Source organism: Rhodovulum sp. 12E13 (assembly GCF_003340565.1).
Lineage (GTDB): Bacteria > Pseudomonadota > Alphaproteobacteria > Rhodobacterales > Rhodobacteraceae > HLUCCA09.
Genome location: NZ_QPLK01000006.1, coordinates 85,662 through 104,724, shown reverse-complemented (window position 1 = coordinate 104,724; position 19,063 = coordinate 85,662). Strand labels below are relative to the sequence as shown.

At 72.0% G+C, this 19,063-nt stretch carries 21 protein-coding genes; 11 read left to right on the top strand and 10 right to left on the bottom strand.

All coding sequences use genetic code 11. From position 1 onward, the window contains the following. Positions 1-48 precede the first annotated feature (48 nt). Entirely contained in the window at positions 49-2,301 is a 2,253-nt protein-coding gene (gene ptsP / locus DLJ49_RS07435; protein ID WP_115392909.1) for a phosphoenolpyruvate--protein phosphotransferase, read from the top strand. 283 nt (positions 2,302-2,584) lie between these two features. On the opposite strand, the gene moaA is transcribed toward ptsP, so the two are convergent. Next, positions 2,585-3,592, bottom strand: a complete 1,008-nt coding sequence (moaA, locus tag DLJ49_RS07430) for a GTP 3',8-cyclase MoaA (protein ID WP_115392908.1) — start codon at positions 3,590-3,592, stop codon at positions 2,585-2,587. A 145-nt stretch (positions 3,593-3,737) separates the two neighbouring features. Here moaA and DLJ49_RS07425 point away from each other — a divergent pair, with 145 nt between their 5' ends. Then, on the top strand, positions 3,738-4,247 hold the full coding sequence (locus DLJ49_RS07425; RefSeq protein ID WP_115392907.1) for a hypothetical protein: 510 nt from the start codon (positions 3,738-3,740) through the stop codon (positions 4,245-4,247). 186 nt (positions 4,248-4,433) lie between these two features. On the opposite strand, the gene DLJ49_RS07420 is transcribed toward DLJ49_RS07425, so the two are convergent. Next, positions 4,434-5,039 (bottom strand): flavin reductase family protein, encoded by a 606-nt coding sequence (locus DLJ49_RS07420; RefSeq protein WP_115392906.1) that lies wholly within the window; start codon positions 5,037-5,039, stop codon positions 4,434-4,436. A 146-nt stretch (positions 5,040-5,185) separates the two neighbouring features. On the opposite strand from DLJ49_RS07420, the gene DLJ49_RS07415 reads away from it, so the two are divergent. Next, positions 5,186-5,665 (top strand): GNAT family N-acetyltransferase, encoded by a 480-nt coding sequence (locus DLJ49_RS07415; protein WP_115392905.1) that lies wholly within the window; start codon positions 5,186-5,188, stop codon positions 5,663-5,665. 426 nt (positions 5,666-6,091) lie between these two features. On the opposite strand, the gene DLJ49_RS07410 is transcribed toward DLJ49_RS07415, so the two are convergent. From DLJ49_RS07410 to DLJ49_RS21710, 3 genes are all read right to left on the bottom strand, one after another. Continuing rightward, complete coding sequence (locus DLJ49_RS07410) at positions 6,092-6,889, bottom strand: glycosyl transferase (RefSeq protein ID WP_115392904.1); 798 nt, start codon at positions 6,887-6,889, stop codon at positions 6,092-6,094. 181 nt (positions 6,890-7,070) lie between these two features. Beyond that, on the bottom strand, positions 7,071-8,234 hold the full coding sequence (locus DLJ49_RS07405; protein ID WP_115392903.1) for a M20 aminoacylase family protein: 1,164 nt from the start codon (positions 8,232-8,234) through the stop codon (positions 7,071-7,073). Between the two features lie 93 nt (positions 8,235-8,327). After that, positions 8,328-8,780 (bottom strand): BLUF domain-containing protein, encoded by a 453-nt coding sequence (locus DLJ49_RS21710; protein WP_158547419.1) that lies wholly within the window; start codon positions 8,778-8,780, stop codon positions 8,328-8,330. Between the two features lie 323 nt (positions 8,781-9,103). Here DLJ49_RS21710 and DLJ49_RS07395 point away from each other — a divergent pair, with 323 nt between their 5' ends. Beyond that, on the top strand, positions 9,104-10,180 hold the full coding sequence (locus tag DLJ49_RS07395; RefSeq protein WP_115392901.1) for a YeeE/YedE family protein: 1,077 nt from the start codon (positions 9,104-9,106) through the stop codon (positions 10,178-10,180). Here the strand turns inward: DLJ49_RS07395 and DLJ49_RS07390 are convergent. Further along, the gene (locus DLJ49_RS07390; protein WP_115392900.1) at positions 10,116-11,420 is read right to left on the bottom strand and encodes a DUF3422 family protein; all 1,305 of its coding nucleotides are present in this window, start codon (positions 11,418-11,420) and stop codon (positions 10,116-10,118) included. The two genes, DLJ49_RS07395 and DLJ49_RS07390, sit on opposite strands and share 65 nt — an antisense overlap. Before the next feature lie 492 nt (positions 11,421-11,912). On the opposite strand from DLJ49_RS07390, the gene hemP reads away from it, so the two are divergent. After that, positions 11,913-12,032, top strand: a complete 120-nt coding sequence (hemP, locus tag DLJ49_RS22375; protein WP_233488853.1) for a hemin uptake protein HemP — start codon at positions 11,913-11,915, stop codon at positions 12,030-12,032. Positions 12,033-12,045: 13 nt separating this feature from the next. Next, the gene (locus tag DLJ49_RS07380) at positions 12,046-12,318 is read left to right on the top strand and encodes a DUF1289 domain-containing protein (RefSeq protein ID WP_115392898.1); all 273 of its coding nucleotides are present in this window, start codon (positions 12,046-12,048) and stop codon (positions 12,316-12,318) included. Between the two features lie 93 nt (positions 12,319-12,411). Here DLJ49_RS07380 and DLJ49_RS07375 read toward each other — a convergent pair whose 3' ends face one another. Together DLJ49_RS07375 and DLJ49_RS07370 are read right to left on the bottom strand one after the other, a co-directional pair. Continuing rightward, positions 12,412-12,882: a Dps family protein gene (locus tag DLJ49_RS07375; protein ID WP_115392897.1), complete on the bottom strand. Its 471-nt coding sequence runs from the start codon at positions 12,880-12,882 to the stop codon at positions 12,412-12,414. A 218-nt stretch (positions 12,883-13,100) separates the two neighbouring features. Then, complete coding sequence (locus DLJ49_RS07370; RefSeq protein WP_115392896.1) at positions 13,101-13,538, bottom strand: hypothetical protein; 438 nt, start codon at positions 13,536-13,538, stop codon at positions 13,101-13,103. 221 nt (positions 13,539-13,759) lie between these two features. Here DLJ49_RS07370 and DLJ49_RS07365 point away from each other — a divergent pair, with 221 nt between their 5' ends. Together DLJ49_RS07365 and DLJ49_RS07360 are read left to right on the top strand one after the other, a co-directional pair. Next, complete coding sequence (locus DLJ49_RS07365; RefSeq protein ID WP_115392895.1) at positions 13,760-14,020, top strand: hypothetical protein; 261 nt, start codon at positions 13,760-13,762, stop codon at positions 14,018-14,020. A 260-nt stretch (positions 14,021-14,280) separates the two neighbouring features. Next, positions 14,281-14,463 carry a hypothetical protein gene (locus DLJ49_RS07360; protein WP_115392894.1) on the top strand — a complete coding sequence of 61 codons (183 nt, stop codon included), beginning with the start codon at positions 14,281-14,283 and terminating at the stop codon, positions 14,461-14,463. 4 nt (positions 14,464-14,467) lie between these two features. Here the strand turns inward: DLJ49_RS07360 and DLJ49_RS07355 are convergent, their stop codons facing one another. Both DLJ49_RS07355 and DLJ49_RS07350 read right to left on the bottom strand, forming a co-directional pair. Then, positions 14,468-15,238: an RlmE family RNA methyltransferase gene (locus DLJ49_RS07355; protein WP_115392893.1), complete on the bottom strand. Its 771-nt coding sequence runs from the start codon at positions 15,236-15,238 to the stop codon at positions 14,468-14,470. Positions 15,239-15,383: 145 nt separating this feature from the next. Next, complete coding sequence (locus tag DLJ49_RS07350) at positions 15,384-16,508, bottom strand: Ppx/GppA phosphatase family protein (RefSeq protein WP_115392892.1); 1,125 nt, start codon at positions 16,506-16,508, stop codon at positions 15,384-15,386. A 207-nt stretch (positions 16,509-16,715) separates the two neighbouring features. On the opposite strand from DLJ49_RS07350, the gene DLJ49_RS07345 reads away from it, so the two are divergent. Genes DLJ49_RS07345 through DLJ49_RS07335 form a run of 3 tightly spaced genes read left to right on the top strand, consistent with a single transcriptional unit; the run spans position 16,716 to position 19,041 of the window. Beyond that, complete coding sequence (locus DLJ49_RS07345) at positions 16,716-17,054, top strand: virulence factor (protein ID WP_115392891.1); 339 nt, start codon at positions 16,716-16,718, stop codon at positions 17,052-17,054. A gap of 51 nt (positions 17,055-17,105) precedes the next feature. Continuing rightward, complete coding sequence (locus tag DLJ49_RS07340) at positions 17,106-18,032, top strand: methylenetetrahydrofolate reductase (RefSeq protein ID WP_115392890.1); 927 nt, start codon at positions 17,106-17,108, stop codon at positions 18,030-18,032. Positions 18,033-18,075: 43 nt separating this feature from the next. Next, positions 18,076-19,041, top strand: coding sequence for a methyltetrahydrofolate cobalamin methyltransferase (locus DLJ49_RS07335; RefSeq protein WP_115392889.1), 966 nt, complete (start codon positions 18,076-18,078; stop codon positions 19,039-19,041). Positions 19,042-19,063 lie beyond the last annotated feature (22 nt).

The following is a 19,063-nucleotide window of genomic DNA, read 5'->3' as shown; positions in this document are numbered from 1 at the left end:
AACCTGAGGCCGGCCGGAGAAGCCGGCCGCTCGTGGGGCACGCGCACAATGGCAGACGGCAGCAACAGCGAAAGCGGCAGCCGCAGGCTGCTCGGCCGCCTGAAGGCGGCGCTGGCCGAGCCCGCAGAGGGGCAGGAGCGGCTAAACCGTGTCGTGCGGCTCATCGCCGAGGAGATTCAGACGCCGGTCTGCTCGATCTACCTTTTCCGCGACCCCGAGACGCTGGAGCTCTGCGCGACCGAGGGGCTCAATGCCGAGGCCGTCCACAAGACGCGGATGCGCCTCGGCGAGGGCCTGGTGGGCCGGGTGGCGCGCAAGGCGCAGCCGATCAACACCGCCGACGCGCCGGGCGAGCCGGGCTTCCGTTACATGCCCGAGACGGGGGAAGAGATCTATTCGGCGTTCCTCGGCGTGCCGATCCAGCGGCTGGGCGAGCGGCTGGGCGTGCTCGTCGTCCAGTCGAAGGAGGCACGCGCCTATTCCGAGGACGAGCTCTACGCGCTCGAGGTCGTGGCCATGGTGCTGGCCGAGATGGCCGAGCTCGGCGCGTTCGTCGGCGAGGGGGCGGCGCTCAAGCCCCTGCACCAGCAGGCGGTCTTGCTGCGCGGCACCGTCGGGCAGGAGGGCACGGCGATGGGCGCCGCGTGGCTGCACGAGCCGCGGGTGATCGTGACCAACCCCTTCGCCGACGATTCCGCCGCCGAGACGGCGCGCCTGCGCGACGCCGTGGACCGGTTGCGCGTCTCGGTCGACGAGATGCTGGGCGATCCGCGCCATGCCCCCGACGGCGACCACCGGCAGGTGCTCGAGGCCTACCGGATGTTCGCCAATTCCAAGGGCTGGATGCGGCGGATGGAGGAGAGCATCGCGCGCGGCCTGTCGGCCGAGGCGGCGGTGGAGCGCGAGCAGACCCGCGCGCGCACCCGGCTGGAGCAGGTTCCCGACGCCTACCTGCGCGAGCGGCTGCAGGATCTCGACGACCTGTCGAACCGCCTGCTGCGGCTGCTGACGGGACAGGGCGACGAGACCGGCGCCGAGATGCCCGAAAGCCCCATCCTCGTGGCGCGCAACATCGGCCCCGGCGAGTTGCTCTCCTACGGGCGCACGCTGAAGGGGCTCGTGCTCGAGGAGGGCTCGGTCGGCAGCCACGCGGCGGTGGTGGCGCGGGCGCTGGCGATCCCGCTGGTCATCAACGCGCGCGGCATCCTGCAGGAGGCGCTGAACGGCGACGCGCTGCTCGTCGACGGCGAACAGGGGATCGTGCACCTGCGCCCCGAGGAGAACGTCGCCAAGGCCTTCCGCGACAAGATCGCGATGCAGGCCAAGGCGCAGGAGCGGTATGCCTCTATCCGCAGGGTGCCCGCGACCACGGTCTACGGCCCCACCATCGCGCTGCACATGAATGCCGGCCTCATGGCCGACCTGCCCTCGCTGAAGAACTCCGGCGCCGAGGGGGTGGGCCTGTTCCGCACAGAGCTGCAGTTCCTGATCCGCAACCACGTGCCGCGGCGCGACGAGCTCGCCATGCTCTATGGCCGCGTGATGGACGCCGCCGACGGGAAGCGCGTGGTGTTCCGCACCCTGGACATCGGATCGGACAAGGTGCTGCCCTACATGAAGCGCGATCACGAGCCGAACCCCGCGCTCGGCTGGCGCGCGATCCGCGTCTTTCTCGACCGGCCGGGCGTGATGCGGATGCAGCTTCAGGCGCTGATCCGGGCGGCGGCCGGGCGGCCGCTGGCGATCATGTTCCCCTTCATCGCACAGCTCGACGAGTTTCTCGCCGGCAGGGCCGCCGTGCACGACGAGCTGGAGCGCGAAGAACGGCTCGGCCGCCCCCTGCCCTCGAAGATCGAGATCGGGGCGATGCTCGAGACGCCCAGCCTCGCCTTCTCGCCGCGGCGCTTCTTCGAGTCGGCCGACTTCATCTCGGTTGGCGGCAACGACCTCAAGCAGTTCTTCTTCGCTGCCGACCGCGAGAACGAACGGGTGCGGCGGCGCTACGATTCGCTCAACGTCTCCTACCTGACCTTCCTCGAATGGATCGTGCAGCGCTGCGAGGACACGGGCACGCCCCTGTCGTTCTGCGGCGAGGATGCCGGCCGCCCGGTCGAGGCGATGTGCTTCGCCGCGATGGGGTTCCGCACGCTGTCGATGCGGCCGGCCTCGATCGGCCCGGTCAAGCACCTGCTCAGGCGCACGAACCTCGCCGAGGTGCGCGAGGTGATCGACGAGGCGCGCGGCTCGGGCGCGCAATCGGTGCGCCCGGCAGTGATGGAGTGGCTCCGCGCCCAGGGCTGAGCGGGTGAGAGCCGCGATCGGCTGCGCCCGGGCGGCCCCCTCGGGGTATCCGGAGGCGCGGCTGCCACGGCCCTTCGCGCCGGGCACGCCGAGGCGCGCGCGTGGATCGGGCGACGTTGCCTCGTGTGTTGCCTCGCGTGTCGTCGGGGAGATCCGGGCGACGTGCCTCGATCCGTTGCGGGGCCTTCGCCTCCGACATCGCCACCGATCTGCTCCGAGCCACGCGGCTGGCGTTCGCGGCGCGCGGCGGGACGGGGCACCGCGACCCCACCGGCGCCTCCGCTCAGCCGCCGGTGTGGCTCATGTGGCGCGGCACCTGTCCCGAGACCTCCTGCCGGGAATAGTCGAAATCGTGGCCCTTCGGCTTGCGCGCGATGGCGGCGCGGATGGCGCTCTCCAGCGGCGCGTCGTCGCCCGGGTGCGCCCGGAGGGGCGCGCGCAGGTCGGCGTTGTCCTCCTGGCCGAGGCACATGAACAGCTCGCCCGTGCAGGTCAGCCGCACCCGGTTGCAGCTTTCGCAGAAATTGTGCGTGAGCGGCGTGATGAAACCGATCTTCTGACCCGTCTCGGCCAGCTTGACGTAGCGCGCCGGGCCCCCCGACCGCTCGGCGAGATCGACCAGCGTGAAGCGCTCGGCCAGACGCGCGCGCAGATCCTTGAGCGACCAGTACTGGCCGATCCGGTCCTCGCCGCCGAGATCGCCCATCGGCATGACCTCGATGAAGGTCAGGTCCATGTCGCGGCGCGCGCACCATGCCTGCAGGTCGAACAGTTCCCCCTCGTTGAAGCCCTTGAGCGCGACCGCGTTGATCTTGACGCGAATCCCGGCCTTCTGCGCCGCCTCGATCCCCTCGAGCACCTGCGGCAGGCGCCCCCAGCGGGTGACGCGGGCGAATTTCTCCTCGTCCAGCGTGTCGAGCGAGACATTGACCCGCCGCACCCCGAGCGCCGCCAGATCGGGCGCGAAGCGGGCGAGCTGCGAGCCGTTGGTCGTCAGCGTCAGCTCGTCGAGCGCGCCCGACTCGAGATGCCGCGCCATCGCCTCGAAATAGGTCATGATCCCCCGCCGCACGAGCGGCTCTCCCCCGGTGATGCGCAGCTTGCGCACCCCCAGCCGGACGAAGGCCGACGACACGCGGTCGAGCTCTTCCAGCGTCAGGAGCTCCTTCTTGGGCAGGAAGGTCATGTTCTCCGCCATGCAATACACGCAGCGAAAGTCGCAGCGGTCGGTGACGGAGACCCGCAGGTAGGTGATGGGGCGGGCGAAGGGATCGATCAATGGCGCGTTCATGGCGCGCAGGCTAAGGCCATGCGCCCGCACGGGCAAGCGGCCCGGACGTATCGGCCCATAGCCGGCCTCTATCGCCGCCCGCGATTGCGCGGGAAGGGCCGGACGGCTACCACCGAAAGGACACGCCGCGCGAAAGGAGGGGCGCATGACGGCCAGACGGATCATCGCGACGGGGGCCTCGGCTCTGGCGCTCGCGTCGCTCGCGGGCTGCGCCGAGATCCCCTTCCTCGAGCCGCGCGACGAGAGCGCCGCACGGCCCGTCGCCGTCGCCCCGCCGCCGGGTGCGGCCGCCTCGCCCGGGGCCGCCGCCGGCGCACCGCCCGCCAGCGCGGTCACGGTCGAGGAGTTCGACACCACCACGCCGGAGGAACGCGCCGCGGCCGCCGCGCCCACCGCCGGCGGTGAGGACGCGCTCGGCACCACCGTCGCCTCCCTCGGCAGCCCGGCCGAGCCCGGCTTCTGGGCCGAGACGCCGCTCGTCTCCGCCGTTCGGCCGGGGCGGCTCACCAACCCCGCCACCGGCGCCTCGGTGCAGGTCGAGCTGCGCCCCTCTGGCGGCGCGCCCGGCTCGGGCAGCCGCGTCTCGCTGCCCGCCTTCCGCGTGCTCGGCGCGCCCCTGACCGCCCTGCCGGAACTCACCGTCACCGGCCTCTGAGGCCGCGGCCACGCACGGTGGCGGGCGGGTGCCCCGATCCAGAAGATGCGCAGCCGTAACGGGCACCTACGAGCCGTTGCAAGCCCACGGTCGCTGCCTGTCCACGTGGGTCGGCCCGTGGCGCCGCGCTCCGTCGCAGAGGCCAAGTCGGCGGCGCGTCAGGCAGGGTGCCGGGCGCTGTCCATGCTACTCGCCGGGGCGCTTGAGCTCGAACACCTCGCGCACCACCGCGTAGTCGCGGTAGCCGCAGCGGGCGAGGGGCTGGACCGCGGTGATGTCGAAGCGACCCTCGCGCAGGCAGTCGTTGCGCAGGTGCACGCCCGTCACCTCGCCGAACACCACCTTGTTCGCCTCGCCGGGCAGATCCACGATCCGTGTCAGCCGGCATTCGAGCGCCGCCGGCGCCCCGGCCACGCGCGAGCAGGTGATCGTCTCGCACTCCGCCCGCGCCAGCCCCGCATGGTCGAACTCGTCCACCTCCTTCGGCCAGGGGCCGGAGGTGGCGTTCATCGCCGCGCGGGCGGCGTATTCGACGACGTTGACGCAGAACACGCCCGTCTCGGCAATGTTGGCAACGCTGTCCTTGGTGCCGTCGCGGTCGGGCTTGGCCGAGGTCGAGGCGAACATCACCTGCGGCGGCACGTAGGCGACCGCGTTGAAGAACGAGTAGGGCGCGAGGTTCTCGGCCCCGTCGGCGCCGCGGGTCGAGATCCAGCCGATGGGCCGCGGCGCCACCACGGCGCCGAAGGGGTTGTGGGGCAGCCCGTGCCCCTCGTCCGGCCGATAGAACAATGCCCTGCCTCCTGCCTCCGCCCTGCCTCGCCCGGCGCGCGGGATCGCGCCCGCCTTTGCCCCCGCCCTAGCCGCGTGCTAGGCGCCGCGCCAGCCGAAACCGCCGCCCGGCGGGGCTGCGCGGGCGCAGGGCAGCGGAGGGTGGGGTGGAGCTCGAGCAGGAGAGCCCGGAGGATTGGTGGGAGGTCGAGGCCCTGTTCGACCTGTGCTTCGCGCCTGGGCGCGAGGCGCTCTCCTCGTATCGTCTGCGCGAGGGCGTGGCGCCGATCGCGCCGCTCTGCAGGGTGGGGCGCGGCGATGGCGCGCTTGCCTGCGCCATCCGGGCGTGGCCGGTCCGCGTGGGCGGGGCGCCGGCCGCTCTGGTCGGCCCGGTGGCCGTGCACCCCACGCGGCAGGGCGAGGGCCTCGGCGCGGCGCTCATCGGCGATCTCGCGGAGCGCGCGCCGTCGCTCGGCTGGTCGCGCCTGCTGCTCGTGGGCGACGCGCCCTATTACGGCCGCTTCGGCTTCTCCCGGCTCTCCGCCGTCGAGATGCCGCCGCCCACCAACCCCGATCGCGTGCTCGGACGCGGCGACTGGGCCGGCGTTTCGGGGCCCGTCACCCGATGGAGCGATCCGCCCGCCTGAGACGCCCCGCCCCGACGGCGACAGGTCGCGGAGCGTGCGCCGGGGCCGTGTCGCCGGACCCGGATGTCGGATGTGCCGAGCGGCGAGCGCGCGGCGCGCCGTTCTCCGACATGCTCCCGGAGAGCCTCGGCCGGGGCAGAGCGGTCGGCCACAGGACGGTGGCCGGCGGTCGCCCGTGGCGGTGGCACCGGCCCGCCCCGGCCAGCGCCGTTTGGCCGGCGGGCACGATGGCACGGGCACGGCGGCACCTCCGTCTGGCAGATCGCGCGAGCGGTCGGGCAGCCGACGACAGGGGCGGGGACTGCTCGGTGCCGCGCCGGGGCTGCGCTGGCGCTGCCCGCGTCTCGTCGCGCGCGCCCCTCCCTCCACGCCGGGCCGGCGGCCATCGGCAACACCGTTCGGTCGACCTGCGAGCGGAGGGGGCTGTCAGGCCCAGCCCGCGCCGAGGTCTCGGGCCGCGCGGTCGATCCAGTGCTCGCGCAGCCACGGCACCGCGCGGCAGGCACGCAGGGGGCTGCCCCACCAGCCCGCCACCGCCTCGTGCATCTTTGGGTGCCCGTGAAAGCAGACCACCCGCGCCTCGCGCGGCAGACGGGCGGGGCGAATCCAGTTCAAGGGCGGCAGGTCGAGGCAGTCGTGCTTGAAGCTGACAACCTGCTCCGGCGGCAGGTAGGCAAAGGCGCGCTTCTCCTGGGCGAGCGTCGAGGTGTAGCGCTGCTCGGAGCCGCGCGCGCGGGCAACCTCGCCGGCCGGGTCGGCGGCGAGCCGGTCGTAGAGCCACGGGTGCAGGGCAGGGTCGAAGCGAAAGACCGAGCCGTGCCCCGTGGGCCGGCCGCGCCGCGCCTCCACCCAGTCGGCGCGCATGGCGACCGTGCCCGGCGCATGGGCCAGCAGGTCGTCGAGCGGTCCGGTGATGACCACGTCGAGATCGAAGCCGAGCACGGGGCCGTCGAGCCCCGCGATCAGGCCGGGGCGAAAGAGGCTCACCTTGCGCATCGCACCCTTGCGGTCGGCCACGGCGAGGGCGGCGTCCATCTCGGCGCGGAAGGGCTCGTCCGGCAGCGTCAGCACCTCGATGTCGGGGTGCAGCCCCTCGGGCCGCTCGGTCATGCACAGGAAACGGACGGGCACCGAGAGGTTGCGCCGCACGCCGGAATAGAGACGGTTGACGTATTCGGGCCCGAAGAGGGTGCCCCACTTGATGCAGGCGACGGTGGCGGTCATGCGCCCCCCTACCCCGCTCGGCGAGCCGCCGCCAGCCGACGACCGAGCGGCTCGCGACTCGGCCGTCCCGCGGCTCCCGCCGCGCGCCCCTGCGCGCGGCCGGGCCCAACGGAGCGAGGCGCGCCCGCGCGCCCGAGCGGAGGCGGGAGCGCCCCCGGGCCAGCGCCATGAGTGCGGGCGGTCAGGCCGCCGGCATCCGCCGCTCGACCACCTCGGCCCAGTAGGAGCAGCCGGCCGGGATCGACTCGTCGTTGAAGTCGTAGGCGGGGTTGTGGACCATCGCCGTCTCGCCGTTGCCGACGAGGATGTAGGCGCCGGGCCGCTCGTTGAGCATGAACGAGAAATCCTCGCCCCCCATCGTCACCGACGCCTCCCTGATGTCGCCGGCCACCGCGCGCGCCACGTCGCGGGCGAAGTCGGTCTGCTCGGGCGCATTCACCGTGACCGGGTAGTTGCGCTTGTAATGCACCATCGCCTCGCCGCCATAGGCGGCCGCCGTGCCGGTGGCCACGGCCTTGAGCCGCGTCTCGGCGAGGTCGCGCATCGGCTCGGAGAGCGTGCGCACGGTTCCCCGCAGCGTCACCTTCTGCGGGATCACGTTGAAGGCTTTCGACTCGGTCTCGAACGAGGTGACCGAGACGACCACCTGCTCGACCGGATCGACATTGCGCGCCACCACCGACTGGAGCGCCACCACGATGTGCGAGGCGATCAGCGTCGTGTCGGTCGCCTCGTGCGGCTTGGCGGCGTGGCCGCCCTTGCCCTCGACCTCGATCTCGAAGAGGTCGGCCGCAGCGAAGAACGGCCCCGTGCGGATGGCGAAGGTGCCGGCCGGCACGCCGGGCCAGTTGTGCATGCCGTAGACCTCCTGGATGCCGAAGCGCTCCATCAGCCCGTCCTCGACCATCTCTCGGCCGCCGCCCTCGCCCTCTTCCGCGGGCTGGAAGATCACCACCGCCGTGCCGTCGAAGTTGCGCGTCTCGGCGAGGTAGCGCGCCGCGCCGAGCAGCATCGCGGTGTGGCCGTCATGGCCGCAGGCATGCATGGCGCCGGGCGTCTTCGAGGCGTAGGGGGCGCCCGTCACCTCGGTCATCGGCAGCGCGTCCATGTCGGCGCGCAGGCCGACCACCTTGCCCGACGCGGTGGAACGACCACGGATCACGCCGACGACGCCGGTGCGGCCCACGCCCTCGACCACCTCGTCGATGCCGAAGGCGCGCAGCTTTTCCGCCACGAGCACCGCGGTGCGATGCGTCTCGAAGCCCAGTTCGGGATGGGCGTGGATATCGCGCCGCCACTCGGCGATCTCGGGGTGCAGCTCGGCGAAGCGGTTCTTGATGGGCATGGGGCCTCCTGGGTGCGGGTGACAGCGCAGAGATACGCGCGGATCGCGCCCGCTTCCAGCCGTCGAGGCGCGCTCGGTCGAGGCGTGCGCCGCTCAGCCGGCGTCGGGCATCGCGGCGACGGGGTATTTCAGGCGCGCGGCCGCTGCGAGAGCCTGCCCGAGCCCGGGCCCGCGGACAGGGCCGCCCGGGGCGGATAGCACGTCGTCGGCCAACACGGCGTCAAGGGGCGCGTATCGCGGGTCGGCGCGGGCCTCGCGCTTCGACAGGAACCCCATCGGCAGACCTTTCCCGATCTCGCGGGCCGTGGCGGGGAGGGTGCGATGCCACAGCACGCGGTGGCGCGAATCGGCCTCGATCGAGCGCCAGAGCGCGGCGAGCCCCTCCTCGGGGCCTTCGATGAGCTGGGCAAAGGTGCCGTCGTCGTAGTACAGCATGCCGGAGCAACCGAGTGGCGCGTTGCGGGCATCGCACACCCGCAGGATGTCGAGGATCACCGCCTCGGGGGGCCTGAGCGGCGCACTGCGATAGACGAGGCGACGAAGCATGCGCGCCACGCTCCTGATTACATTCGAATAAGAAACTACCATACCCGCCTCGCCGCGTCCGCTCTTACTTCGGGGCGGCGGACGCGGAGACGCAATCCGCAACGGACGCCGCCAGCCTCTGCGCCAGCCTTGCGGAAAGGACCGGCTTTCCACGCGCGGGCGACCCGCCGGACCGAGCGTTCCGGCCCATCCCGACGGCGGAACGGCCGTTCGGCAGCCGCCCCGCGGGGCGAACGGGCGTTCGCCGGGCGGCGCTTGTCCAACCCTGGCGTGCCCCCGTATGCCCCGGCCGGAACCGGACAGGCATTCGCGGGAGACGCGCCATGTATGCATCCCTGGGCTTCGAGACACTGACGGCGCCGCAGGCGGCCGTGTGGCTGGGGGCGCTTCTGGGCCTCGCCTTCGGGGCGGCGGCTGCCGTGAGCCGCTTCTGCCTGCGCCGCGGCCTCGTCGCCGGGCCGGAGCGACGGGCGGCACTGGCCGTCTGGGCCGCGGGGCTGGCGGTGGCGGTGCTGGGCACGCAGGCGGCCGTCGCGGCGGATCTGGTGGCATTCGGCGCACACCGCTTTCACGCCGCCGAGCTGCCGGTTCTGGCGGTGCTGCTCGGGGGCACGCTCTTCGGCGCGGGCATGGTCCTGACGCGCGGCTGCCCTTCTCGCCTGCTGGTGCTGGGCGCGGGCGGCAACCTGCGCGCGCTCTCGGTGATCGTCGTCTTCGCCCTCGTGGCGCATGCGACGCTAAAGGGCGTGTTCGCGCCGGCGCGCGTGGCGCTGGGCGGCGTGACCGTGCCGCTCGGCGATGTCGCCGCGCTCGGCGCCCTGCCCGGCGACGGCCTCGCCTGGGCGGCCCTGCTCGCCGCGGGCGCGCTCGCGCTCGCCTGGCGCGCCGGCGCCCGGCCCCGCGACCTCGCCCTCGGCGCCCTGATCGGCGCGCTGGTGCCGGCGGGCTGGGTCGGCACGGGCCACGTCCTGTTCGACGATTTCGACCCGGTGGCGCTCGAATCGCTCTCCTTTACCGCGCCCGCGGCCGACTCGCTCTTCTTCGCCATCGCCTCGACCGCCGTGCCCGCGACTTTCGGCGTGGGGCTGCTGGCGGGGACGCTCGCGGGCGCACTCGTCGCCGCCGTGCTCCGCCGCGAGGCGCGGTGGGAGAGCTTCGAGAGCCCGCGCCAGACCGGCCGCTATGCCCTCGGCGCCGTGCTGATGGGGGTGGGCGGCGTGCTTGCGGGGGGCTGCACCGTGGGCGCGGGGCTGTCGGGCGTGGCCACCCTGGGGGTGTCTGCCCTGCTCGCGCTCGCCGCAATCGTGGCCGGCGCGCGCGCGGCCGACGCCCTGCTCACTCGAGGTGGCGCCGGATCCGCTGCACCATCAGCCACACGCCGAGCACTACCGGCGGAGTGAGCAGCGCGGTGGCGAGCCCCTCGGACAGCCCCAGGGGCGCCGTCACCGGATAGGCGAGGTAGGCGACGAGATTGACCGCGTAATAGCTGATCGCCACCACAGACAGGCCCTCGACCGTGCGCTGCAGGCGCAGTTGCAGATCGGCTCGGCGGTCCATCGAGGCGAGCAGGTCGGCGTTCTGCGCCTGCCGCTCGACATCGACCTTGGTGCGCAACAGGTCGCCCGCCCGCATCGCCCGCTCGGCCATCTCGGTGAGCCGCCCCTCGGTCGACTTCACGGTGCGCATCGCGGGGTCGAAGCGGCGGGCCATGAACTCCTGGAAGGTCTGGCGCCCCTCGAAGCGTTGCTCGCGCAGCACGCGCACGCGGTCGTTGACGATGGCCTCGTAAGCCGCGGTCGCCCCGAAGCGGAAGGTCGCCTGCGCGCGCAGCGCCTCGAGCTCGGAGGCGACGCGCAGCAGGCTCTCGAGCGAGTGCTCGGGCGTCTCCATCGGGCCGGTCATGTCGGTGACGAGGGCGGTGAGCGCCTGGTCGAGCTCGCCCATCCGCGCCGACAGGTCGCGGGCCCGGCGGTAGCCGAGCATCGACATGGTCTTGTAGGTCTCGATCTCGGTCAGGCGCTGCACGATCCGCCCGATGCGCCGCGCCCCCGTGTCGGGCCGCACGAAGACGGCAAAGCGCATGTGCCCGCCCTCGTCGATGCGAAAATCGCCCGCCATGATCGCGGTGTCGTCGAGCACGCGGCTGACGGCGAGGCTTTCGGGCACGAACCACGAAAATGCCTTGGGCAGAACGCTCGCCTCGTCGGCCTTGGCCACCTCCTCGACGCGGATCAGCGCCGAGGTGATGCGCGCGCCGGGCGCCCGCGCCAGCCAGTCGGCCGGCAGCACCTCGAACGCCTTGGGGTCGAACGGCCGTTCGGAGACGTCGGGAGTGAAGATCGTGTAGGTGACGAACTCGGTATGGCACTCCCACTTGATCTGGTGCTTGCCGAGATCGCCGAAATAGTGGGTCGCGCCGGGCTTGGGGTGGGTCGCGCCGAAGCGATCGAGCAGCTCGAGCAGGTGGGCGCGGTCGGCGCCGCGGTCGCGCGCGGCGGCCTCCCTGGGCTGCTTGATGGCGAGGTAGACGACCCGGCACGGCGCGTCGAGCGAGGGGAAGGGCCGCGCATGCAGCTCGTTGGCCAGCTCGTAGCGGAGCGGGTGATCGGCGAGCGCGGTGGGGGGGGCGGCATCATCCATGGGCGGCAGATAGCGCCCGCCTGACGCCCTGTAAACGCGGGCCGGTGGCGCAGAACGCATATACTTCGGCATACCGCACTCCTGCCTGCCCCGGCGGCGCGGACCGGGCCCGGTGGCGCGGGATCGGGCGTCGCGCCCCCCGTGTTCGCCCCGCCGGCCCCTGCCCGGTGCCCGGCCCCGACCTGCGCCGAAACGCGCAGGCGCGGGCGCTTTACAAGCCCGAGCGTTTCACTAAGGTTATCTGCAGCCACCCGACGGGAGCCAGCGCCGACAGCACGGGCGCGCACGGCAGCGGACAGCGTGCGCCCGAGACCACGACAGGAGAGGCCCATGGACGGAGACTTTCGCGGCGCCCCCGCCCGGCGAGACGACGCGACACAGCGCGGCGCCGGCCATGGCTGGCACGACGGCCGGGGCGGGGCGCGGCGCAGCCCGGGCGAGCCCGCCCCGCACGCAGCCGCCCCGCCGCCGGTCGGCGGGGCCGCGCGCGCCCTGCCCGCCCACGACGTTCGTCAGCTCATGCGCAACGGCACCCAGGCGGTGCTCATGCTCGACGGCACCGCCTATTCGCTCCGCATCACGCGGGCGGGAAAGCTGATTCTCACCAAGTAAGAGGACGATCGCCTTGGCCAGGAAAACCCCCAGCCCCTGCATCGATGTCTGCAAGTTCCGCCGCGACGGGCCGGCGGGCGAGCATTGCATCGGCTGCTCGATGACGAAGGTGCAGAAGAAGATGTTCAAGGGGCTGAAGAAGGACGACCAGCGCATCGCCTTCATCGCCCTGATCCGCGCCCAGCAGGCGCAGATGGGCAAGTATTCAGCCTGGGCGCCGGCCTATCTGCGCCGCTGTCTCAAGAAGGGCATCAAGCCGCCCAAACCGGTGCGCGACGCCGCCTGACCCGTTCGTGCCGGGCCTGATCTTGCGCACGGAGTCGAAAAGCGCCGCGGCGAGACGCAGCGGCGCTTTTGCTTCCGCGCAGGCGCGCGGCGCTCACTCGAGATGGGCGCGCAGCATCCAGGCGAACTTCTCGTGCTTCTGGCCACGCGCGATGCACAGGTCTTCCGTCAGCGTGTCGCCGTGCTCGGCCGACAGTTCGCCGCACTGGGCAAGCGTGGCGGCCACGATCTGCTGCGCCTCGAGCATCTTCGCGATCATCTCGCGGTCGGTCGCGCGGCCCTCGTGTTCGGTCACCTTCGAGCGGGCGAGCATGCCCTTGAGCGTGCCTTCGGCATGGCCGCCCAGCGCCTTGATCCGCTCGGCCAGATCATCCTGCCCCTCGAAATGGTCCTCGTAGATGTCCTGGAACATCTCGTGCAGCGGGCCGAAGGCCATGCCGGTCACGTTCCAGTGAAAGTTCTGCGCGAGCATCGTGGTGACGACGGTCTCGGCGACGGACTGGTTGAGCGCCTCGCAGATGGCGGTCGTGGAATCGGGGCTGAGATCGGCGGCGGTGCTTGTCATCTATCGTGTCCTCTCGGTCGCGTCAGGGCGCGTCTGGCGCCCTCGTTTGGATGCCGCCCGCGCGGGACTGCCCGGTGACGGTCTGTGGCTGGCGGCGGCTAGCTTGGAATTATTCTAATTAGTCTTTCTCCGGCGTCCAGCCCCGACCGGAGAAAAAACGCGCGCCGCGCCATCGCCGCCCGGAACGACGCGGCACAGACCTATCCCGACCGCCCCGCTCAGACCACGCGCAACAGATCGAGGAAGGCGCGGCGCATGGCCGGGTGAACCCGGCGACCGGTCAGCAGGGCAAGACTGTCACTGTCGCGGGCGGCCTGCGCGGCCCGGCACCGGCACAGCCACGCCTCGTCGAACGACGCCATCCGGGCGCCCGGCGCGTGAAAGACGGGGCGGCGCCCAAGAACCTCGGCCAGCACGCGCACCAGCACCTCGGCCGCGCCAGAGGCGGCGCCCGGACAGGCGAGACAGGCCTGCGCCTCGGCCAGCGACATCTGGCGCCCCGCGCGGGCGCGGCGTGCCGCCTGGCGCAGCTTTTCAAGCATCGGCGCCTCTCCCGCCAGCGCCTCGACCGGAACGGCGGGGGGCGGCGCGATCTCGCGGCGCCGCTCGGCGGGGGAAAGAAGGCGAAGGGCGTCGGTTCGGGCGGTGGCAGTCATTGGCGGTGCAGCGTCCCTCTGGTTACCTACAAATATAGTCGGGATAGGCGCGGCGCGCCAGCCCCGGCAGGCGGGCATGGCGCCGCAGGGGCGCCGGCGATGATCGTGTCGCATCGGAACGCCGGCGGCGAGCCCGGCGCGGGGTCGCGGGACAGCCCGCCGCAGGGCGCGCCCCGGCCCTCCCGTTGCGGCGTATGCGACCGCATGCTATTTCGACAGCCATGAACGGGAGTCTTCCGGATATCTTTCGTGGCGCCGGCCTCGCCTGCCGCGCGGTGGCGATCACGCTGCTTTCGGGCTGGCTGACGGGGCGCGACTTTGCCGAGGTCGAGCGCCGCCTCGCCGCCCGCTCGACGGGCGAGCAGGCCGCGATCGTCGGCGCCGTGCTCGCCGCCCTGTTCCTGCTGGCCCTCCTCGCGGCACAGGCGGGCATCGTCGGCCTGGCGCTCTACGGCCTCGCCGTCGTCGTCGTCGCGCGCTGAGCGCGCCGCCCCCTCACACTCTCGTGACCTGACCGTCCTGCGGCGCTGACACCCGATAACGTGCGCGTTCGAGACGGCTTTTCGGCGTCGGTTTACACCGCGCCGGCGCGCGGCCCCTGTATGCCATTGTATTCTTTGGCAGAACGGCCCGCGCCGGTGATCCGGCGCGCCTGCGCCATCGTTAGCCGGACATTCACCACGGCAGCGTTGCCGGCCGGTGAGACGACAGACACGCAACGAAGCTTTGCAAGGAGACGGCAATGGACTTCGGACTTGGCATCCTCACTTTCGGCACGCTTGGCTTCATGGTGGCCTTCGGTTATCTCAGCGTGCGCGCCATCGAGAAGCAGCGCCGCGAGGGCGGCCCGAAATCGACCCTCGCCGCCGACGGCCCCCGCCGCCGTGTACCGGCCGGGTCCGCCGGGCAGACCGAGACCGCCTGACCTCTCAGCGGTCCGGGGCGCGCCGAGTCTCCTCTCTTCCCGGCGCCGCCCCGGGCTCGCCCTCCTGCCTCCGCGGCCCGCGAAAGCCCGTGGCGACGACGAACTTCTCCGAACTGTCCGAACGGCTCGCCGGCGGTTTCACGTTGGCCACCTTCGCGAACCGGCGCTTCAACTCGGCCTGAAGGTCGGCTTCGGCGCCGCCCGCCAGCACCTTGGCGACGAAGGTGCCTCCCTCCTCCAGGACGTCGAACGCGAGCGCGGCGGCCGCCTCGCCGAGCGCCACGATCCGAAGGTGGTCGGTCTGCTTGTGGCCCGACGCGGCGGCGGCCATGTCCGACATCACCACGTCGGCCGGCCCTCCGAGCCACGCCTTGACCGCGTCGTCCGCGCCCTCCTCCAGAAAATCCATCTGCCAGAGTTCGGCCCCCGGGATCGGCTCGACCTCCTGCAGGTCGAGGCCGAGCACGCGCCCCACCGGCTTGCCCGTCGCCTTGCCGAGGGCGTTGACCCGCGCCACGGCCACCTGGCTCCAGCCCCCCGGCGCGCAGCCCAGATCGACCACCCGCGCCCCCGGCCGGAGGAAGCGATACCTGTCGTCGATCTCGATGATCTTGAAGGCGGCCCGGCCCCGATACCCCTCTCGGCGCGCCCGCGCCACATAGGGGTCATTCAACTGTCGCTCCAGCCAGCGCGTCGACGACAGCTTCCGCCCCCGTGCCGTCCTGACCTTTACCCGCAGTTCGCGCTGCCCGCGCCCGCTCGTCTTCTTCGCCATCCTCGCGCCCGTGCCATCCGTTGCGATGAAACTTCGCTGCCTTCGGCGAGGATATTTGAAGCAAGAAGAAGCCCGGCGCACGCCCCGCCCCTTCTTCTTGCCGAAAATATCCCCGCCGGAGGCAAGCCGCCGCAGGGCGGCTTTCTCAGAACGGCCCCTCTTCCAGCACGCCGTCGGCCGACATCTGCGCGTAGAGCAGGCCCTCGCGCAGGCCACGGTCGGCCACCGACAGCCGGTCGGTGGGCCAGACGCGCATCAGCGCCTGCAGGATCGCCGCGCCCGACATGATCAGGGCCTGCCTGTCCTTGCCGATGCGCGGATCGGTGCGCCGCCCCTCCTCGCCGAGAGAGAGATAGTCGCGGATCACCGCGTCGATCTGGTCGGATGTCATGCGCAGCCCGTCGACCTTGGAGCGGTCGTAGCGGCGCAGGCCCAGGTGCGAGGCCGCGACCGTCGTCACCGTGCCGGAGGTGCCGATGATCTGGAAGCCCTCGCGCGTCTGATCGGCCTGGTAGGGCGTGAACTCGGCGAGCTGCTCCTCGAAATACCAGCTCATCAGCGCGAAGCGTCCCGAATCGTCGGCCACGTCGCGGAACTGGTCGCGCAGCGTCGCCACGCCCAGCGGCACGCTGATCCAGTCGACGACCCTGGCGGTGGGGAACGGGTCGGCGCCCGGGTGCAAGGCCGACTGGAAGCCCTTGTGCAGCCGCATGATCGCGCGCGGACGCTCGGGACTCGGCACGCGGGAGAGATCGATCCACACCAGCTCGGTCGAGCCGCCGCCGATATCGACCACGAGCAGCTGCTCGGTCTTGGTGGAGACCAGCGGCGCGCAGGAGACGACGGCGAGGCGCGCCTCCTCCTCGGGCTCGATGATCTCGAGCTCCAGCCCCGTCTCGCGGCGTATATAGGCGATGAAGTCGCGCGCATTGGTCGCCCGCCGGCACGCCTCTGTCGCCACCAGCCGCATGCGGCGGACGTTGTGCTTGACGAACTTCGTCTTGCAGATCTTCAGCGCCTGCACGGTGCGCGCCATCGAGGCACGGCTGAGCCGGCCCGTCCCTTCCAGCCCGGCGCCGAGCTGCACCGATTTCGAGAACGAATCCACGACGTGGAACTGGGCGCCCTTGGGCTGGGCCACCAGCATCCGGCATGAATTCGTGCCCAGATCGAGCGCAGCGTAGGGCTGCACCGGATCGGGCGGTGTCGGCGCGGGGGTATCGACCGGTCTCGGGAACGCGCCCGCACCCGTGGGACGCCTGGGCGCCATCGTCGCGCCCTCCTTTTCGAGTTGTCTCGAACGTAGTCGCTCAAGGCGCGCCGCGCAAGATTCGCGCGATGGCGCCACCCGCGCGCGCTGCCCCGCGTGTCCCGACGCGGCGCGGAGGTCGCCAAGGCGCCTCACCATGTCGAAAACGAACCGGAGCGCCGCCGCATGCCCGCGTATGCAGGACGGGCGAATTCAAGGAGCCGCCCCATGCCCGAGGTGACCGTCGTCTACTGGCGCGACATTCCCGCCCAGGTGATCGTGGGCAAGGGCCGGCGCGCGGCGAAGGTCGCGCTGCCGGAGCGCTTCGAGCAGGCCATCGATCGCTGCGCGATGCGGATCGGCGCGAAGGACGCCGACGCCTATCTCGCCGAATGGCGCAAGGCGCCGGCCTACGCGGCCGACGGCGTGCCCGGGGAGATCGCCGCGCGCGAGGCCGCCCGGATCGAGGCGGCCTGCGACGCCGCCGCGCTTCGCGCCCTGATCGAGAACGACGGCTTCGCCACCGAGGCCGCGCCCCGCCCCCGCGTCTCCGGGACGGGTCCGTGAGCACCGCGAGCGGACCGACACCCTGACCCCACCGTTGCATGGGAGGCCCCGATGGCCCTGCTGAGCTTCAAGATGCGCGACCCCGCGCCCACGCCGGCCGCCACAGCGGCCTTCCTCGAGGGCTACTCGATCGAGGTGATGCCGCGCACGGCCGCGAAGGTAGCCGATTTCCACGCGCTCCTGCCCGAGGCCACGCGAGTCTACATCGCCCATATCGCCGGCACCCCCATCGACGACATGGTGGCGACGGCGAAGCGGCTGGCGCGCGCGGGCTACGAGGTGATGCCGCATTTTCCTGCGCGCAACATCCCCGACATCGCCACGCTCGATGACTGGATCGCCCGGTATCAGGGCGAGGCGGGCGTGCGCGAGGCGTTGCTGCTCGCCGGCGGCGAGGCGCAGCCTGCCGGTGCGCTGCACTCGTCGATGCAGCTGCTCGAGACGGGGCTGTTCGACAAGGCCGGCTTCACCCGGCTTCACGTGGCCGGCCACCCCGAGGGGAACCGCGACATCGACCCCGATGGCGGCGAGCGGGGCGTGACCGAGGCGCTGCGCTGGAAGCAGGCGTTCTCCGAGCGCACCGACGCGCAGATGGGGCTGGTCACCCAGTTCGCCTTCGAAGCGGCACCGATCGTGGCGTGGGCCGACCGGCTGCGGCGCGAGGGCATCGACCTGCCGATCCATGTGGGCGTGGCCGGCCCGGCGAAGCTGCAGACGATGATCAAGTATGCCATCGCCTGCGGCGTCGGCCCCTCGCTGCGCGTGCTGCAGCGGCGCGCGAAGGACGTCACGAAGCTGGTCAAGCCCTACGAGCCCAACGAGATGCTGGGCGAGCTGGCAGCGCACAAGCGGGCCGATCCGGCCTTCCAGGTCGCGCAGGTCCACGTCTTCCCGCTCGGCGGCATCGCCGCCTCGGCGGAGTGGGCGGCGCGCCTGCTCGCCGCCGCGCCGGGCCCGCGCGAAGCCGCCGCCCGCTGACCCCCCCGCCCTCAAGGGCCCAGAGACTGCGAAAGAGACAAGAATGGCGCGCACCGTCGTCGAGAGCAGGACCCGCACCGTCACCATCGGCTTCGACGAGCCGTTCTGCGTGATCGGAGAGCGGATCAATCCCACCGGCCGCAAGAAGCTGGCCGCCGAACTGGAGGCGGGCGATTTCTCGACCGTCGAGAAGGACGCGCTGGAGCAGGTCGCCTGCGGGGCGATGGTCCTCGATATCAACGCGGGGGTCGTCTACAATTCCAACCCTGACCCCAACCAGACCGAGCCGCCGCTGATGCGGCAGGTGCTGCGCACGGTGATGGCGCTGGTCGACGTGCCGCTCTGCATCGACTCGTCCGTTCCTGCCGCGCTCGAGGCTGGTCTGGAGGAGGTCGAGGGACGCCCGCTGCTGAACTCGGTGACCGGCGAGGAGGAGCGGCTGGAGGCGATCCTGCCGCTTGTCAAGAAATACGACGTGCCGGTCGTGGCGATCTCGAACGACGACACCGGGATCAGCGAGGACCCGGACGTGCGCTTCGCCGTGGCGAAGAAGATCGTCGAGCGCGCCGCGGATCACGGCATCAGGCCGCACGACATCGTGGTCGACCCGCTGGTGATGCCCGTGGGCGCGATGGCCAGCGCCGGGCGGCAGGTCTTCACCCTTGTGCGGCGGCTGCGCGACGAGCTGGGCGTGAACACGACCTGCGGCGCCTCCAACATCTCCTTCGGGCTGCCGAACCGGCACGGGATCAACGCGGCGTTCCTGCCGATGGCGATCGGGGCAGGCATGACGTCTGCCATCATGAACCCGGTGCGCCTGGTCGAGATGGAGGCGATCCGCGCGGCGAACCTGTTGATGGATCACGACCCGAACGGGGGCCGGTGGATCGGCTTCTCGCGCGTCGCGGAAGCGGTAAACGCGGGCGCAAGCTTTCCCGACGCCGCCCGCGCCGCCGCGGACGCAGGCGCCGGCCGGGGCGGCCGCCGCGGCCGGCGGCGCAGCGCATGACGGTTAGCATGGCGTTAACCAT

Coding starts and splice junctions, on each gene's coding strand:
- ptsP (WP_115392909.1), top strand. CDS start 49: ATGGCAGACGGCAGCAACAGCGAAAGCGGCAGCCGCAGGCTGCTCGGC.
- moaA (WP_115392908.1), bottom strand. CDS start 3,592: ATGAACGCGCCATTGATCGATCCCTTCGCCCGCCCCATCACCTACCTG.
- DLJ49_RS07425 (WP_115392907.1), top strand. CDS start 3,738: ATGACGGCCAGACGGATCATCGCGACGGGGGCCTCGGCTCTGGCGCTC.
- DLJ49_RS07410 (WP_115392904.1), bottom strand. CDS start 6,889: ATGACCGCCACCGTCGCCTGCATCAAGTGGGGCACCCTCTTCGGGCCC.
- DLJ49_RS07405 (WP_115392903.1), bottom strand. CDS start 8,234: ATGCCCATCAAGAACCGCTTCGCCGAGCTGCACCCCGAGATCGCCGAG.
- DLJ49_RS21710 (WP_158547419.1), bottom strand. CDS start 8,780: ATGCTTCGTCGCCTCGTCTATCGCAGTGCGCCGCTCAGGCCCCCCGAG.
- DLJ49_RS07395 (WP_115392901.1), top strand. CDS start 9,104: ATGTATGCATCCCTGGGCTTCGAGACACTGACGGCGCCGCAGGCGGCC.
- DLJ49_RS07390 (WP_115392900.1), bottom strand. CDS start 11,420: ATGGATGATGCCGCCCCCCCCACCGCGCTCGCCGATCACCCGCTCCGC.
- DLJ49_RS07375 (WP_115392897.1), bottom strand. CDS start 12,882: ATGACAAGCACCGCCGCCGATCTCAGCCCCGATTCCACGACCGCCATC.
- DLJ49_RS07370 (WP_115392896.1), bottom strand. CDS start 13,538: ATGACTGCCACCGCCCGAACCGACGCCCTTCGCCTTCTTTCCCCCGCC.
- DLJ49_RS07365 (WP_115392895.1), top strand. CDS start 13,760: ATGAACGGGAGTCTTCCGGATATCTTTCGTGGCGCCGGCCTCGCCTGC.
- DLJ49_RS07360 (WP_115392894.1), top strand. CDS start 14,281: ATGGACTTCGGACTTGGCATCCTCACTTTCGGCACGCTTGGCTTCATG.
- DLJ49_RS07355 (WP_115392893.1), bottom strand. CDS start 15,238: ATGGCGAAGAAGACGAGCGGGCGCGGGCAGCGCGAACTGCGGGTAAAG.
- DLJ49_RS07350 (WP_115392892.1), bottom strand. CDS start 16,508: ATGGCGCCCAGGCGTCCCACGGGTGCGGGCGCGTTCCCGAGACCGGTC.
- DLJ49_RS07345 (WP_115392891.1), top strand. CDS start 16,716: ATGCCCGAGGTGACCGTCGTCTACTGGCGCGACATTCCCGCCCAGGTG.
- DLJ49_RS07340 (WP_115392890.1), top strand. CDS start 17,106: ATGGCCCTGCTGAGCTTCAAGATGCGCGACCCCGCGCCCACGCCGGCC.
- DLJ49_RS07335 (WP_115392889.1), top strand. CDS start 18,076: ATGGCGCGCACCGTCGTCGAGAGCAGGACCCGCACCGTCACCATCGGC.